General features: G+C 35.8%; 19 protein-coding genes. 16 read left to right on the plus strand and 3 right to left on the minus strand.

What is annotated here, in order from left to right:
• The first annotated feature begins 151 nt into the window (after positions 1–151).
• The 8 genes from ilvA to LCM23_RS14155 all read left to right on the plus strand — a co-directional run bounded on the left by ilvA (position 152) and on the right by LCM23_RS14155 (position 6,583).
• Positions 152–1,420 (plus strand): threonine ammonia-lyase IlvA, encoded by a 1,269-nt coding sequence (ilvA, locus tag LCM23_RS14120; protein ID WP_224937532.1) that lies wholly within the window; start codon positions 152–154, stop codon positions 1,418–1,420.
• A gap of 85 nt (positions 1,421–1,505) precedes the next feature.
• Positions 1,506–1,694 carry a twin-arginine translocase TatA/TatE family subunit gene (locus LCM23_RS14125; protein WP_095372866.1) on the plus strand — a complete coding sequence of 63 codons (189 nt, stop codon included), beginning with the start codon at positions 1,506–1,508 and terminating at the stop codon, positions 1,692–1,694.
• A gap of 199 nt (positions 1,695–1,893) precedes the next feature.
• Positions 1,894–2,637 (plus strand): twin-arginine translocase subunit TatC, encoded by a 744-nt coding sequence (tatC, locus tag LCM23_RS14130; protein ID WP_224937533.1) that lies wholly within the window; start codon positions 1,894–1,896, stop codon positions 2,635–2,637.
• A gap of 86 nt (positions 2,638–2,723) precedes the next feature.
• A complete protein-coding gene (locus LCM23_RS14135) occupies positions 2,724–2,978 on the plus strand; it encodes a DUF2535 family protein (protein WP_095372867.1) in 255 nt (84 codons plus the stop codon).
• Positions 2,979–3,286: 308 nt separating this feature from the next.
• Positions 3,287–4,132, plus strand: a complete 846-nt coding sequence (locus LCM23_RS14140; protein WP_224937534.1) for a DegV family protein — start codon at positions 3,287–3,289, stop codon at positions 4,130–4,132.
• Positions 4,133–4,287: 155 nt separating this feature from the next.
• Positions 4,288–4,863, plus strand: a complete 576-nt coding sequence (locus LCM23_RS14145) for an SCO family protein (protein WP_281202358.1) — start codon at positions 4,288–4,290, stop codon at positions 4,861–4,863.
• Between the two features lie 310 nt (positions 4,864–5,173).
• A complete protein-coding gene (locus tag LCM23_RS14150) occupies positions 5,174–5,989 on the plus strand; it encodes an SGNH/GDSL hydrolase family protein (RefSeq protein WP_224937536.1) in 816 nt (271 codons plus the stop codon).
• Between the two features lie 12 nt (positions 5,990–6,001).
• On the plus strand, positions 6,002–6,583 hold the full coding sequence (locus LCM23_RS14155; RefSeq protein WP_224937537.1) for a YpmS family protein: 582 nt from the start codon (positions 6,002–6,004) through the stop codon (positions 6,581–6,583).
• Positions 6,584–6,666: 83 nt separating this feature from the next.
• Here the strand turns inward: LCM23_RS14155 and LCM23_RS14160 are convergent, their stop codons facing one another.
• The gene (locus LCM23_RS14160) at positions 6,667–7,326 is read right to left on the minus strand and encodes a DUF4397 domain-containing protein (protein WP_224937538.1); all 660 of its coding nucleotides are present in this window, start codon (positions 7,324–7,326) and stop codon (positions 6,667–6,669) included.
• A gap of 208 nt (positions 7,327–7,534) precedes the next feature.
• Here LCM23_RS14160 and msrA point away from each other — a divergent pair, with 208 nt between their 5' ends.
• The 3 genes from msrA to LCM23_RS14175 all read left to right on the plus strand — a co-directional run bounded on the left by msrA (position 7,535) and on the right by LCM23_RS14175 (position 9,439).
• On the plus strand, positions 7,535–8,080 hold the full coding sequence (msrA, locus tag LCM23_RS14165) for a peptide-methionine (S)-S-oxide reductase MsrA (protein WP_224937539.1): 546 nt from the start codon (positions 7,535–7,537) through the stop codon (positions 8,078–8,080).
• The gene (msrB, locus tag LCM23_RS14170) at positions 8,073–8,510 is read left to right on the plus strand and encodes a peptide-methionine (R)-S-oxide reductase MsrB (protein WP_224937540.1); all 438 of its coding nucleotides are present in this window, start codon (positions 8,073–8,075) and stop codon (positions 8,508–8,510) included. Before msrA ends, msrB begins: the two co-directional genes overlap by 8 nt.
• A gap of 149 nt (positions 8,511–8,659) precedes the next feature.
• Positions 8,660–9,439, plus strand: coding sequence for an IclR family transcriptional regulator (locus tag LCM23_RS14175; protein WP_224937541.1), 780 nt, complete (start codon positions 8,660–8,662; stop codon positions 9,437–9,439).
• An 11-nt stretch (positions 9,440–9,450) separates the two neighbouring features.
• Here LCM23_RS14175 and LCM23_RS14180 read toward each other — a convergent pair whose 3' ends face one another.
• Both LCM23_RS14180 and LCM23_RS14185 read right to left on the minus strand, forming a co-directional pair.
• A complete protein-coding gene (locus tag LCM23_RS14180) occupies positions 9,451–10,539 on the minus strand; it encodes a DUF3500 domain-containing protein (protein ID WP_224937542.1) in 1,089 nt (362 codons plus the stop codon).
• A gap of 77 nt (positions 10,540–10,616) precedes the next feature.
• The gene (locus LCM23_RS14185) at positions 10,617–11,705 is read right to left on the minus strand and encodes an SGNH/GDSL hydrolase family protein (protein WP_224937543.1); all 1,089 of its coding nucleotides are present in this window, start codon (positions 11,703–11,705) and stop codon (positions 10,617–10,619) included.
• A 206-nt stretch (positions 11,706–11,911) separates the two neighbouring features.
• On the opposite strand from LCM23_RS14185, the gene LCM23_RS14190 reads away from it, so the two are divergent.
• From LCM23_RS14190 to LCM23_RS14210, 5 genes are all read left to right on the plus strand, one after another.
• A complete protein-coding gene (locus LCM23_RS14190) occupies positions 11,912–12,085 on the plus strand; it encodes a YjcZ family sporulation protein (RefSeq protein WP_095372875.1) in 174 nt (57 codons plus the stop codon).
• Between the two features lie 180 nt (positions 12,086–12,265).
• Complete coding sequence (locus LCM23_RS14195; RefSeq protein ID WP_224937544.1) at positions 12,266–13,240, plus strand: S66 peptidase family protein; 975 nt, start codon at positions 12,266–12,268, stop codon at positions 13,238–13,240.
• Positions 13,241–13,572: 332 nt separating this feature from the next.
• Positions 13,573–14,943 carry an aspartate aminotransferase family protein gene (locus LCM23_RS14200; RefSeq protein WP_224937545.1) on the plus strand — a complete coding sequence of 457 codons (1,371 nt, stop codon included), beginning with the start codon at positions 13,573–13,575 and terminating at the stop codon, positions 14,941–14,943.
• Positions 14,940–15,632, plus strand: a complete 693-nt coding sequence (locus tag LCM23_RS14205; RefSeq protein WP_224937546.1) for a CoA transferase subunit A — start codon at positions 14,940–14,942, stop codon at positions 15,630–15,632. The genes LCM23_RS14200 and LCM23_RS14205 overlap by 4 nt, the downstream gene beginning before the upstream one ends.
• Positions 15,617–16,279, plus strand: coding sequence for a 3-oxoacid CoA-transferase subunit B (locus LCM23_RS14210; protein ID WP_224937547.1), 663 nt, complete (start codon positions 15,617–15,619; stop codon positions 16,277–16,279). Before LCM23_RS14205 ends, LCM23_RS14210 begins: the two co-directional genes overlap by 16 nt.
• Positions 16,280–16,289 lie beyond the last annotated feature (10 nt).

Raw genomic sequence — 16,289 nt, forward strand, 5'->3', positions numbered from 1 at the left:
GATTATTCTTCCATTTATTGGGAATTAAAATCAGAAATAAAGTAACCGTTTTCATTTTAAAAAAACATGAATTTTTAAAAAATTGTGCATCAATCTATTATTCTCATGTTATAATGTACAAATTACAAAAGGAAAAGGGATGAGTTGACAAATGGAACAGAGAGCAGTGAAAGAGAAAATGGTGCAATTGGAGGATATCTTGATTGCGTACCAGCACTTAAAGGATATCGTTGCCCATACACCGCTGCAAAAAAATAATCGCTTGTCTGAAAGATATGAGTGCAATGTGTATATTAAACGGGAAGATTTGCAACATGTACGCTCTTTTAAACTAAGAGGTGCCTATTATTCAGTGATGTCATTACCAGAGGAACGTATAAAGAACGGCGTTGTTTGTGCGAGTGCAGGTAATCATGCACAAGGGGTGGCCTATGCTTGCCATCGATTAGGTATTAATGGGAAAATCTTTATGCCGGCAACTACACCTAAACAGAAGGTAAGCCAAGTTGAATTATTCGGCAAAGATTCAATTGAAATTATCCTTGTTGGCGATACATTTGATGATTCATTCGCAGAGGCTCAGGCGTGCTGTAATCAGGAAGGTCGCACATTTATTCATCCCTTTGAAGATGAGCATGTGATAGCTGGCCAAGGAACTATTGCTGTTGAAATGCTTCATGATTGCGATGAACCAATTGATTATGTTTTCGCAAGTATTGGCGGGGGCGGATTGATGTCTGGTTTGTCCACGTACATTAAAAGTGTGTCACCTCTAACGAAAATGATTGGTGTCGAGCCTGAAGGAGCTTCTTCGATGAAGGAATCCGTTCAACAAAATCAAGTGGTGGCTCTAGATGAAATTGATAAATTCATCGACGGTGCAGCAGTGAAAAGAGTGGGCGAGATGACATTTGATATTTGTAAACGATATGTAGATGACATTATTAGTGTCCCAGAAGGAAAAGTTTGTACAACAATATTAGAATTATACAATGAGCATGCAATTGTTGCTGAACCAGCAGGAGCATTATCAATTGCAGCTTTAGATTTTTATAAAGAGGAGATTAAAGGAAAGTCAATTGTATGTGTTTTAAGCGGTGGAAATAATGACATTGAAAGAATGCAGGAAATTAAAGAACGATCCTTATTGTACGAAGGATTATTGTATTATTTTATTGTTAATTTTCCACAAAGAGCAGGGGCATTACGAGAGTTTTTAGATGAGGTGCTTGGTCCTACGGATGATATTGTAAGATTTGAATATACAAAGAAGAACAATAAAGGTAGTGGTCCAGCTCTAGTCGGTATTGAGCTAAAGAATCGACGCGATAATCATAGTTTAATCGAGCGCATGAATAGAAAAGGATTCTCTTACCAAGAAATTAACAATGATGAAAATTTGTTTCATCTTTTAGTCTAATGATTGTTAGGAATTAATTGACTTTTCTTTTAAAATAACGCTATAATGGGGATGGCTTGAACAACAGTTTAAGGGGATGTTTTTCATGTTTTCAAACATAGGTTTTCCAGGACTTATTCTCATTCTTGTGCTGGCACTCATCATCTTCGGTCCAAAGAAATTACCCGAAATTGGTCGCGCGCTTGGTGATACATTAAGAGAGTTTAAGAAATCTACGAAAGAATTAGCCAATGACGATGATGCTGAGAGAGAGACAATGAATAAAAAGGCCTAATCGATAGGGCTACATATAGTTATGAAAATGAATAATTGTGAAAATTAGAAACATGTATTAGTCAAGGTAATCAACTACTTTTGACCTAACCACATGTTTCTCGTTTTTTGTGTGGGTTTTCCATTTTGTTCGTCTTAAATAGTGGACAGAAGTGAAGCAAGATTCAACAGGTTAAATGAAAACGAAGCAGGAGTAGGTTATGAAACAAGAAGAATTGAATTATATTGAGCATCTAGAGGAATTAAGAAAGCGGTTAATTCTTTGTATAGTGGCATTTGTTTTGTTTTTTATTGTCGGTTTTCTGTTCGTCGATCATATTTACCAATGGTTTGTCCGTGATTTGAAAGAGCAGTTAATTGTACTTGGTCCGAGTGATATCATTTGGGTGTATTTTACGATTGCTTCTGTTATTGCTATAGCTGGGACAATACCAGTTGTAGCATTGCAATTATGGCAATTTGTTAAACCTGGACTTGTGCCTAAAGAGAGAAAAGTTACATTAGCTTACATTCCAGCTCTTTTTGCATTGTTTTTAGTTGGGCTAAGCTTTGGTTATTTTGTCATTATGCCTACATTGTTTAACTTTTTGACGGGGTTAAGTGAAGGTATGATGGAAATGAGTTTTACGGTAGATAAGTATTTTCAGTTTATATTTCATATGACGTTGCCTTTTGGAATACTATTTGAATTGCCAGTTGTGGCGATGTTTTTAACATCCCTCGGGATTATTAACCCATACGTGTTAACAAAAATCAGGAAATACGCTTATTTTGTTCTTGTAGTGATTTCTGTTATTATTTCACCACCTGATTTAATGTCAGATATTATCGTTAGTATTCCGCTTCTTGTCCTATATGAAATCAGTATTACCTTATCAAAAATCGTTTATCGCAGAAAGTTAAAGAAAGAACAATTAGAAGCATTGGAAAGCTCCTCATCATAATTTTATGAAGCGCAAAAAATCTAGAAGAATTATTAAACGAAATGATGTATAATACGATTAAACGGGTGAAAATGAGGATTGATATTTTGATATGTAAAAGCCTAGAGTTCAGAAATGTATTTGGACAGAAGGTGAAGATTACAGAGATTCCTTTAGTGGATAAGGATAGTCCTTGTTTTTTCTTAGTACACATTCGACTACAGCAGTTTGTAACGAAAATTTATCATACGGAACATTGTAAGACAACTGTGTACTCATTTAAAGAGTATTTAAAACGTGTGATGAAGTGGTCAGATGTTGAGATGGTATTTCAAACAAAAGAATTAAAAAGCAATGCATGATAGATCCCGTAAAGGGGTCTTTTTTTAGTGTAGTGAACAAGTTGAGAAAGTTATAAAGAGGGTCCACATAGATATAAAAGCTAATATGCCTTTCAAAATCATGTATTTTTGTTAACATTTATTTTGAAATCTATTGTTTTGTTATTGATTATTTGTCCAGTTTACCTAACTAAAAAAATCATAAAATAGATGTAATAATCTTTTTTATTGTAATTTTGACAGTATAAAGACGTTTCAACATAAATCTTTTAATCGTAGTGATATACATGTATAATGAAGGTTGAATTGCTATGATAGGACGTGAATGAATGACTAGAATAAAAATTGTAACGGATTCAACTGTTGACTTATCAGCTGAAATGATTACAAAGTTAGATATAGCTGTTGTACCATTAACAATCAATATTAATGGACAATCTTATGAGGACCGTGTCGATATTACGCCCCAAGAATTTCTGGATTTAATGCGACAGTCTGATGAGCTTCCTAAAAGTTCTCAACCTGCAACAGGGACATTTGTAGAATTGTATGATCAACTAAACAAAGATGGTTACGATGAAATTATTTCTATCCATATGACTGGAGGAATGAGTGGGACAGTTGATTCTGCTCGAACGGCCGCAGACATAACAGAGGCCAATGTGACTGTTATTGATTCTCGGTTCATTTCAAAAGCGTTGGCATTTCAAGTCATAGCTGCTGCTGAACTCGCAGATAAGGGAGAAGATTACAAGCGTATTATCCAGAGAATTCAAGAAATTCAAGAAAATACGAAACTTTATGTTGTTGTAGACACTTTGGAAAACCTGATTAAAGGTGGAAGAATAGGCAAAGGAAAAGGTTTAATCGGCTCTCTATTAAATATTAAACCGATTGCTTCGTTAGCAGATGGCGTGTATACACCCATAACAAAGGTACGAAGTCACTCTCAAGTGATAAAGTTTTTATCCAAACAATTAGTAGAAGATGCAAAAGGAAAGACGATTAAAAGTGTAGGAATTACCCATGCGGGTGGGTTAGAATTAGCAAGAAAACTGAAAGAAGTAATCAGTGAATTAACAGGATTTAATCATGTAACAATAGAGGATACAACACCAATTATTAGTACCCATACCGGTGAAGGCGCAATTGGTTTTTGTTATCACATCGAATAACCTTTAAGCAGTAAATGCCTCTTCTATTCGATTATTAGAAGAGGTATTTGCATTATTTTCCTTTGTTCACATAGATGTCATACTTTTTTCTTCATTCAAACAATTTCGTTTGTTACATTAATGTTGAATTGATAAATACATAAAAGCAGGTGACAGTGTTGAAAAAATTAGTCGCGGTTATTGGTCTTTTTACAATTATGCTAGCCGCTTGTGGCCAAAGTGGAATAGAAAATGCACTAAACTATGATGTGGAAGATTTTAATTATACTAATCAAGACAATCAAGCTGTAGGTTTAAGTGATTTAGAAGGGAAAGTTTGGATAGCTGATTTTATTTTTACTAGTTGTGAAACGGTCTGTCCACCAATGACATATAATATGAGTCAATTGCAAGATAAGGTTAAAGAAGAAGGGATTGAAAATGTAGAGTTTGTTTCTTTTAGTGTGGATCCAACTGTGGACAGTCCTGAGGCATTAAAGGATTTTGCGAACAACTATGAAATAGACTTTTCAAACTGGCACTTTTTAACGGGCTATACCCAAGAAGAGATTGAAAGCTTTGCTGTTGATTCTTTCAAGTCATTAGTAAAAAAACCAAAGAATGATGATCAAGTCATTCATCAGACTTCAATTTATTTAGTCGATCAAAATGGTGTGGTTATGAAGGATTATGATGGTGTATCCGATGTTCCTTATGAAGAAATCATTGCCGATATAAAAAAAATACAATAATTTCATTAAACAGATCTTAGAAGCAAGTCCAAGCCTAAAGTGTAAACTCAAAGCTTGTTCTTGCTTCTTTTTTTGTGCTAATATATTTACCTCTTTAAGTATTGCTTTTAACTTTATTTCATAAAATTATCAAGTGAAAAAATGTCTCTTCTGGTCCCATAGATAGTATTTTATTTAAATTATTCTCTTCATTTAAGTTTAATAGTGGTTAAAAGAGTATAATTTAATATTATTAAGTAATCACACTTTTTTATGTGAATACCACAACATGATATAATGAAACATACTTTAATAAAGAGGTGAGAAAGAATTGAAAAGAATATTCACCTTATTACTATCAATCATGGTTCTATTGGCGGGTTGTAATACCAATGCGATGACAAGCGATAATGAGGCCGCTGAAGCAAAACAAATGGAGGATTTAACTAAACAAGATATTCCTGCAGAATTTTTTCCCATCGATTTAAATGTCGTATCAATCGGTGATTCATTGACCCAGGGTGTAGGCGACACGACTGAAAGTGGTGGGTATATACCCTATTTGGAAAAGCTCTTAGAGGAGCATCGGTCGATTAATTATACAAGTTTTATTAATTATGGTGTAAAAGGGAATCGGTCAAACCAATTATTAGAACGGCTTAATATGGACAAAGTAAAAAATGCGGTAACAGAATCGGATCTCGTTATTATTACTATTGGTGGCAATGATATTATGAAGGTAGTCCGATCTAATTTTACCAAATTAAATGTCGCTGCTTTTGAAAAAGAACAAGATGTTTTTGAAGATAATTTAAATACAATTCTACATACCATTCGAGAATATAATCCGAACAGCACAGTTTTATTAGTGGGATTATATAACCCTTTTTTAGAATGGTTTTCGAGTATTAAAGAGCTAAGTTTGATCATGCGTCAGTGGAATATAGCCAGCCAACAAGTACTAGGTGAGTATGAGAACATGTACTTTGTAAATGTGGATGATATTTTTGAAGCGAGTGAAGAAAATCTACTATTCACAGATCATTTCCATCCTAATGATCGAGGATATGAATTAATGGCAGGGAGAATTTATCAAGTTTTAGATCAAATAGGAATTAAGTCTGTCATTGAAAATAAAGAGAATTAAGGGGGAGCTTCATTGAAGGGGAATAAATGGAAAGTGCTTTTCTTAGGGCTACTGGGTATAATCATTCTATTTGCGCTTATTTTATTTATTATGGTTAGTATTCCAGCGAAGGATGACCCTTATGAAAGTGTGCAATTAAATGAGGCGGATTACGCTCCATTTCATATATCAACAAATAAAAATGATTTAAACCTCTTAATTAATTATTACTTAGAGGAAGAAATTTTAGACGGAGGACTGGACTATGAAGTAAGGTTAGATGATGAAGTGAATTTATATGGCACCTTACCGGTATTCAGTCAACAGTTGCGTTTAAGAATGTCTTTTGAACCCTCTGTATTACCAAACGGGGATGTTGTATTGGAACAAAAGGATTTATCCATCGGCCAAATGGATTTACCGATATCCTTCTTACTCAAACTCATTAATAATCATTATAAAACACCAGATTGGGTAGTCATCCAACCAAATGAAGAGAAAATCTATGTAGCGTTAACAGAAATGGATCTAAAAAGTGATATAAAAGTAAAAGTGAATGACTTCAATTTAGAAGAAGATGATATTGACTTTACCTTATTAGTACCGGTAAAGTAAGCATTAACCTGTAGCGAGTACTCTTATTGAGTAATATACCTGCTACAGGTTTTTATATGAACGAATAAGAAAAGTTCTGGCAGTTATTGAATAAGTACCATTAGTTCTAATGGTGGATCTCCTGTCACAGAACCAAAGATATAGATAAGATGTTGCTTTTGAGGCTGTAGGGGAAAGCGAAACGAAGTGAGATAATCTCTATAAGGGTAACCGTAAATACAGCCTTGAAGCATACTAGGCGAAAGATTCATCCATTTACTCGATTGCTTGTATTGTATGAGTGGCAATTCCTCACTTTTAGGGGCTAATATTACCGGTTTGAATGATGGACCATCAGCTACCAGATGAATAAATTTTGCATTGAGTGAATTTGGTATAGCGATACTAGTTGGTGTATCCGTATATTTCATGTCATTTGCTTCACCTGAGAGTGCGATATTATGCAATGTTCCGGGGAGGACTTCAATTTTTCTACTAAGTAAAGATGAGACCATGACGTCAGTTGGATAAATATCAATATGGTAACTAGAGGCAGGTAATGCGAGTTTATTAGTCAATTGTTTATAAGAAATTTGTTTGTATATCTTGACACCATTTATAAAGATATCTATCATTTTGCTACTTGAAGAAAGATGAAAGAATTGGATATAGCCTAATGCATCTAAGTTCTGATTCAGTAGTTGATTGGCAGATGACGACATTTTTTGTAAGACCTTTTGCTCTGAAGTTGATTGCTGCACCATTAAATAAGCCAACCTCCTTACTTATGATTTTTCATTATTGTATTCATCGAAATGTTTAATGCGATAAAAAATTATCGCGAAGAGGATTTCGGAGAACATAAGTAGTAATTGAAGGTTGTTTATTTGCATCTACATCCACTTTTCTTTATCTTAGTGTTACAAGCTATTTCTTTAAGAGCTAAGGAAAATAAAAATGAGGTGTGACAAGATGGCGAATAATAATGAGGAAAAAGCGACATTTGCCGGTGGTTGTTTTTGGTGTATGGTCAAACCATTTGATGAGTTACCGGGCATTAAAGCGGTAATATCTGGTTATACCGGCGGTGATAAAGAAAATCCAACTTATGAAGAGGTTTGCTCGGAAACGACTGGTCATTATGAAGCGGTGCAAATCACGTTTGATCCAACGATTTTCCCGTATGAAAGATTACTTGAACTGTATTGGCAACAAATTGATCCAACCGATACTGGTGGTCAATTTTACGATCGAGGCCAATCTTATCAGACGGCTATTTTTTATTATAATGAACAGCAGAAACAATTGGCCGAAGCTTCAAAAGAAAGATTAGAGAAAGAGGGGCCTTTTAAAGATCCAATCGTGACAAAGATATTACCAGCAAAAGCTTTCTATCCTGCAGAAGAGTATCATCAACATTATTATAAGAAAAATCCAACTCATTACCAGGCCTACCATCAAGGCTCAGGTAGAGCAGGATTTATTAAACAAAATTGGGGTGGGAAAAAAGATGAGTGAGAAAAAAGATTTGAAGAATAAATTAAATGAGATGCAATTTTATGTCACACAAAATAATGGTACGGAACCGCCATTTAGAAATGAATACTGGGATGAATTTAGAAAGGGAATATATGTTGACATCGTCTCAGGTAAGGCATTATTTAGTTCAACTGAAAAGTATGATGCAGGCTGTGGTTGGCCAAGTTTTACCAAACCAATAGAAGAGAAAGAAGTATTAGAAAAAGAAGACTACAGTCACAATATGGTTCGAACAGAGGTTCGCAGTAAGGAAGCTGATTCTCACTTAGGTCATGTGTTTAATGATGGGCCAGGTGAAAATGGATTAAGATATTGTATTAATTCGGCCTCTTTAAAATTCATACCCTATGAAGACATGGAGAAAGAAGGCTATGGGCGTTATCTGAAATTATTTGCTGAAGAAGCTTAATATAAGTGTATTTAGACCAAGGGGGGATTCACTTTAGTTGAATCCTTCTTTTTCATTTCCCAAGAAATCTTTTTCCGCTTGTGGAAAGGTTTTGAAAATGGTAAATTTATTGTAAAGTAAATATTATTTAAGAGGTGATGGATGCATCCATGAATGATCAAATGTTTAAAAAGAACTATTCGATGCAAACCTTACATAAAGCATTACAAATTCTACGATCTTTTTCTTATGAGCATAAAACTTTGTCATTAACAGAATTACATAAACGTACGGGCCTATCTAAACCTAGTTTGCAAAGATTGCTTTCTACACTTGTTTATGAAGGCTTATTACATAAAAATTCAGAAACAAAAAGATATCAGTTAGGATTAGAGTTATTGTTTTTAGGTCATTTAGTAGAAAAAAACACAAGTTTTTTAAACATAGCCGCCCCAGTAATGAAAGAAATGTGGGTGAAAATAGAAGAGTGCATTAGTTTAAATGTGATTGAAAATGAAAAAAGAAAGTGTATAGATTTTATCGCAAGCAGTCATCAACTACAAACGATGATTACGGTGGGACAAGAATCACCACTATATGCAGGCGCTTCAGCAAAGATATTATTGGCTTATTTCCCAGCAGACATCCAAAAAGAGTATTTAGCAAAAATCCAATTCGAACCTCTTTCAAGTACGACGATTATTGATAAAGATGTATTATATGAGGAGCTACAATCTATTCAACAAAGAGGATATGCCAAAAGTAATGGTGAAAGAGTGAAAGGTGCGATTTCATATAGCGCACCGATATTTAATCCTCAAAATGAAATTTTAGCAAGTATATCTATTACCATCCCGTCTGTTCGTATTGATGATTATGAAGAACAAGAGCTAGTTGAAACTGTCATTGAAGGAGCCAGGATTATAACAGGTAAGATACAGAAAAATTAGACTGATGTTATTTATTTCAATATCCCCCCATAATCATTTAATTTATCGCGCCATATCGAATGTACATGTGTTTGTTTTTTATTGGCAACCCCCTCTTTACTATAGATTTCTATCCAAATTTGCGGCCCATCAATACGAAAGTAACTACCCGGTCGCTTGATTGAAGTTGAACCAGCCCAAGCAATCGTCGTTTTCTGTAGTTGTTCCTGAGATAAATACGTGTGTAGCAATGCCTTTCTTGCTTCATAAGGTGCATGAGCGACCCATTCCTCAATCATGTGTTTTACTTGTATTTGTTGCTCCGTGTTTAGATTTTTTATAAGTAAACCTTCCTGAGTGGGGAACGATTGGTCATATCCGGGGCCTAGTAAAATGTCGTTAAACTCGTCATTAAGTTTACTTTGCTGTTTTTGCTCATTACATAGAGATAATAAGAGTGCATGGACAGCATTTACTTTTGCATCCATTGGATGATACGTACGATTATTTATTTGAAACATACGAGGTTGCGTCCCCGTAAACTCAGGGGTAATCGTTGTTTTAGAACGGTTAATGAAAATATTCTCTGCAAGATGATGCCCTGTTAGTTGAATCATCCAAGGTTTTGTAAAGGAAGGGTTTCCGTGTATAGAGAAATAATATTCTTGTGCCCCCCATTTAAATGGAGGGTTCTTGATTGTTGTTGATAAAAAGTAATCAGCTTTAATGATTTCTGTCATATGTTCAAAGCCAAGCGGACTGAGATTTGCTTGAAGTAATAGCATGGCGAGTATAAAACTTTGTGTATTTAGTTCAGATAAGGGGACGCCATTTCTACTTGCTTGATTAATAGGTAAATTAGACCATTTATGTGCAATTGCCTTATTTAGTGGAAGAATCATCTCTTCTTTTTGTTCTTCATTTAAACTTTCGAAAAGTTGATGTGCAAGTTCAACTGATTCTTCCTTACTCGTGATATGGGGTTCATCTAAGATATGGTTGAGTTGTTCAAGAATGTAATCTTGTTCTTGTAATTCTGCTGCTGTTGGAGAAAAAGAGGCAAGCACATGATTGGAATATATGAAGGCTATGAAAACGAGTAATACTAAACATCGATACATGAGAAAAACTCTCCCTGTCCTTTTTTGTTAATGTGTGTAAAGGAAGGAGAGCTCATTCACTTATTTTGAAAAACGGTCTAGTTCGTACCCTCGGTTATGATCGTTGAAAGAAATATTTCCGCTTTACCTGATTCATTAAAGATGGATTTTTGCTTGGATACAGTAAATGTAACTTGATGAATACCTTTCTCTAAACCGCTTGATATATATAGATGTCTTTCTTTTTCTAAAGGCCACCACGTTGATAATGTTCGTACAGGTTGACCGTCAATATAAATATCTAGCATGCCTCCTGCAGGGTGACTCTTCACCTTCATCCCGAGAAAAGTTCCGGAGAAGGAAAATTTGATTGTTTCTCCAGCATTTTCACTGTACCAGTAAATACCTTTATATGGATGGCTGGCATGTGTGTAGGCAGAAGATTGTTGTAAGGCGATATTCACGTCATCATGAAGAGGAGCAGCTAGAACAGCTATTTGCGTATCCTGATTCATCAACTTTTGTGTTTCTTGAAAAATCGCTTCGGCATAAAGTTGATAGCCTCTATCGTTTGGATGTACAAGGTCTGTGGTTAATTCAAAAGCAGAATAAGTTGATTCACTAAATACAGGGCGTAAATCAATATTCTTAGCTAAATAATGGGCTGAGATGTCTGTGATCTTTTGAATGAATAATTCATTATCTAAAGGTGATTCCGTTAATGTATATATTTCTGTATCAGGATAATCTTTCTTTACTTGTCTAAGAAGTCCCTCATAAAATTGGGCAAACTGCTTTTCGTTCATATATTTTCGGTCATTTTCCCCGAACACAATAAAAGTTAAATCGATGCTTCCAAGGTGCGTAGTGGCGTTCAGCTTATTTAACCCTTCAAAAGCAGTGCTTCCGCTTTGTACAACCATATGACGCTTAAAATCAACATCATATGTATCTTTCATTTTATTTTCCCATATTTGAAACCATCTTTTATTTGGCTCTGATGCTCCTGATCCTCTACCAATACTATCACCAATGATTAAATAGTTAATTGTTTTTTCGCTTCCTACTTTTTCATAAAAATTCTCTACTGATTGATCTCCCTCCACTTTAGGTTCTTGAAAGAATTGAAATAAAAATATAAATCCAATACATAACATGGAACATAGGAGGAGTGATTTTCTTTTCATTCTTTGTACTCCTTTAAATATGACAATTTTAGATTACCCAATTTATCTTGTAATTAAATTGTATGAGATGAAAACGCTTTACGTCTAGAGGAAAAAGAAAAAAACTGACATTCTAAAAAAATTGGGCAAAAACACATGCAGGACAAGAACCTATGTCATATGATGATTTTGAAAATGCCTAAAACAAAAAGAGGAGTGGAATGATTATGAATTACGGATATGGATGCGATCCTTGTGCTCAACAAGTTCAACCTTATTATAGTTATCCAGTAGGTGGGTACGGTGGTTGTGGAAATGGAGCATTCGGTGGCTTTGCGTTAATTGTAGTATTATTTATCTTGTTAGTAATCATCGGTGCTAGCTGGTGCGGTAACTGGTAATAATAAAGAATAAAGAATAAGGAGGGGCTTTTAGGAGTCTCTCTTTTTTTCATCAACATATTTGTCAGTGAATAACAAATGGAAAATCGTTGAGCGATTATTAACAAGATTTCATGTATCTTGTCGAAATGAGATGAAAATTACGGTAAAATAGAAAGAAAAAAGTGGATGTGTACATAGATGTTTCCTAAGAGATTACAATCAGGAGATGAAATCAGAATCATTGCTCCTTCAAGAAGTATGGCTGTCATAAAGGGTGAACAAAGAAGATTAGCAGAAGAACGGTTAGCTAATTTAGGATTTAATATAACATATGGTCAATATGTCCTCGAACATGATGATTTTTTTAGTACAAGTATTGAGCAAAGAGTGGCAGATATACATGATGCGTTTGGTGACCCGAATGTTAAAGCGATTATAGCTGGTATAGGCGGTTATAATACCAATCAATTATTAAAATCAATTGATTATTCATTAATTAAAAACAACCCAAAGGTTTTTTGTGGGTATAGTGATATAACAGCATTGCTAGCTGCCATTCATCATAAGACGGGCTTAATTACATACTCCGGCCCTTTCTTTGCTGATTTTGGTATAAAATATGGGTTTGAATATACACTCAATAGCTTCCTTCAAGCAGTAACGACTGATGGCATGTATGAAATTGAGCCTGCGGATAAATGGAGTGATGATCCATGGCATCTGGAGCAAGATGAAAAGCAGTATATAGCATCCGAAGGCTATCTTGTACTTCAGGAAGGAGAGGCAAGCGGAAAATTAATAGGTGGAAATTTATCAACATTAACGTCATTACAAGGGACAGAATATATGCCTTCATTGAAAGATGCGATTATCTTTATTGAGGATAATGAAGAATCACATCCCTTTCTTTTTGAACGGGGGCTGCAATCTCTGCTGCAGCAAAAAGAGGCGAATGAGATAAAAGCGATCCTTATCGGGAGATTTCAAAAGGAATCACAGGTTACTGAATATTTCTTAAAGAAAATGATTGAATCGAAAAAGGAAATGAGCGGCGTTCCAATTATTGCTAATATTGACTTTGGACATACAAATCAAGCTGCGACGATTCCGTTTGGATCGTATGCCACCATTAAAGCGGAAAAAGAAGATGTGGAGATTTTTGTAGGTGAATAGATAGGGAAAACAGTGTGCCCATGAAATTGGGTATACTGTTTTTTTAATCGTTAAGTCATTAATACACAAATCAAGCTGACTTCACACTTAGAGCCTTCATCAAATCCCTCATTTCAGTTCATAACAATGGCAACTAAAATATTCTTTTAAATCTTTAAGAAAGTTTTACATTTCTCAAACATACAATTGAAATAAAAACATAAATCAATCTGATTCGCCCGCTCCAAAAAAATAATAATACTTCATTGCTCGTTTACCTCACATGTTATTGGTAGGTTTTAGCGGGTTTTCTTTATGTACTTTTGAATGCTCGATTAGTAAGGGGGATGGGGATGGACCGCACATATTTAATCAAACCTGTAATAGATGCAGAGTATCCAATGATTGATTATGGCAAAGGTGTATATTTGTACGATAGTGAGGGGAAGGAATATCTCGATGCTTCATCTGGAGCGATTACGGCAAATATCGGTCATGGAGTTCAGGAAATTATTGATGCAATGACAGAACAGGCTAAGCGAGTATCTTTTGTATATCGCTCACAGTTCACAAGTGAGCCAGCTGAAAAGTTAGCCAAGAAAATAGCTAGTTTATCCTTCCCAGAGTTGAATTGGTGTTTCTTTGTCAATAGCGGGTCGGAAGCAACAGAAACGGCCATGAAAATTAGTATTCAATATTGGCAAGAAAAAGGTGTGATGACCAAGACAAAGGTTTTATCTAGATGGATGAGTTATCACGGAATCACATTAGGTGCACTTTCTATGTCAGGACATACTGGGAGAAGAGCGCGGTTTATTCCCCTATTGGAAGATTTTCCAGTGATTCAACCTCCTTATTGTTACAGGTGTCCGTACAATAAGGAAGCTCCTGAGTGTGGTTACCTCTGTGCAAATGAGTTAGATAATATGATTAGAAGGATAGGGAGTGAGCATATTGCTGCTTTTATAGCGGAGCCGATCATTGGGGCATCGGGGGCAGCTATCACTCCACCGCAAGATTATTACAAGATTATTAAAGAGATTTGTGAGCGCCATCAAATCTTATTTATTGCAGATGAAGTAATGACTGGATTTGGACGCACAGGCACAATGCTCGCTTGTGAGCAGTGGGGTGTTGAACCAGATATCGTTACATTAGGTAAAGGGATGGGTGCGGGATACACGCCGATTGCTGCTACTTTAGTCGGTGATCATGTGATGGAACCGATTGTTTCAGGTTCTAAGACAATTATGGGGGGGCATACTTTGAGTGCTAACCCTCAAGCCTGTGCCGTATCACTCGCTGTCATAGAATATTTAGAAAAGAATAAAATTATACCTGAAGTAAAGAAAAAAGGTGAATATTTAAAAGCAAAGTTGTTACAACTACAAAAAAGTTTCTCATTTATCGGGGATATAAGGGGAAGAGGTTTAATGCTGGGAATAGAGTTTGTCCAGAACTTTGTAGAAAAGAAGCCATTCCCTAGGGCAATGAAAGTAACCGAAAGTATGATTAGTATTGCTCAACATCATGGGTTACTTGTTTATCCTGCTGGTGCAGGTTCAGACGGTGTGAATGGGGATGCAATTATGATTGCCCCCCCTTTGAATATTACTTATAAAGAAATGGATGACTTAATTCAACGCTTGCAAGAAACCTTACAGCAATTTACGAACTTTTATTTAAACGAAGTCGAGTTAAAGTTAGAAGGTGATGAAGAGTGAAACAGGCACTCAATAAAGTTTCATCTATTGAAGAAGTGGATCACTTATTTTTTGATGGTATGACATTAATGTATGGTGGTTTTGGTGGGGTAGGATCACCGCCGACACTGATTGAAGCGATTAAGCAAAAAGGGGTCTCACAGTTAAAGCTTATTGGTAACGATACTGGGTTTCCTCATATTGGTATTGGAAAAATCGTTAGCCTCGGCCGTGTATCTCACATCATTACTTCTCATATCGGCTCTAATCCGATTGCAGGCCAATTAATGACAGATGGGAGGCTGGCGGTTGAATTTTCTCCACAAGGGATACTGGCAGAGCGTATCAGAGCAGGCGGTATGGGGTTGCCAGGAATTTTATCAGATATTGCCATCGATAATGATATCGTACAAAAGGGCAAGTTTTTTTGTGAAATCGGTGAAAAGCGCTATATGGTTGAAACGGCGTTAACAGCGGATATTAGTATCGTTTATGCTAAGAAGGCAGATACATTTGGTAATCTCATTTTTGATAAAAGTGCAAGAAATACGAATCCACTTTGTGCGATGGCAGGAGACATTACCATTGCTGAAGTAGAAGAAATTGTTCCAGTTGGAAGTTTACAGGCAGAAGAAATCATTACGCCTGGTGTATTTGTTGATTATATCATTCAATCTGAGGGGGTGGACTGGAAATGGGCTTGGCAATAGAAACGCGTAATCGTATGGCCAAAAGAGCAGCTGCAGAAATCCAATCTGGAATGGTTGTGAATCTTGGCATAGGTATACCCTCATTAGTACCTAATCATCTCCCTCGAGATTTTGCCGTCATGTTTCATGCAGAGAATGGCATTATTGGGATGGGACCGAGCCCAATCCATGGTGAAGAAGATGAAAACTTATGCAATGCCGGTGGATTTCCTGTTTCTTTAGTTGCAGGTGGTTCTTATTTTGATAGCGCGCTCGCTTTTGGCATGATTCGTAGGGGTAAGGTGGATTTAACCATTTTAGGATCATTGCAAGTGAGTGAAACCGGTGATTTAGCTAATTGGATTGTCCCGGGTAAAAAGGTACCGGGGATGGGGGGTGCGATGGAGCTTGCCCAAAAAGCGAAAAAAGTGATTGTCGTCATGAATCAAACGGATAAACACGGTCAATCAAAAATTGTGCAAAAATGTAGTCTTCCTTTAACCTCAACTGCTTGTGTCAATATGGTTATTACAGATATGGCAGTTTTTTTGGTTGAGAAAAATCGTGGATTAGTTCTTCATGAGGTCTTTAAACCTCATACTATTGATGAAGTATTACAACTTACTGATGCCACTGTGTCACTCCATGACAAGATTATTTTTTCATAGGGCAAAGGAA

The sequence above is a fragment of the Cytobacillus kochii genome (assembly GCF_020171845.1).
Taxonomy (GTDB): domain Bacteria; phylum Bacillota; class Bacilli; order Bacillales; family Cytobacillaceae; genus Cytobacillus; species Cytobacillus kochii.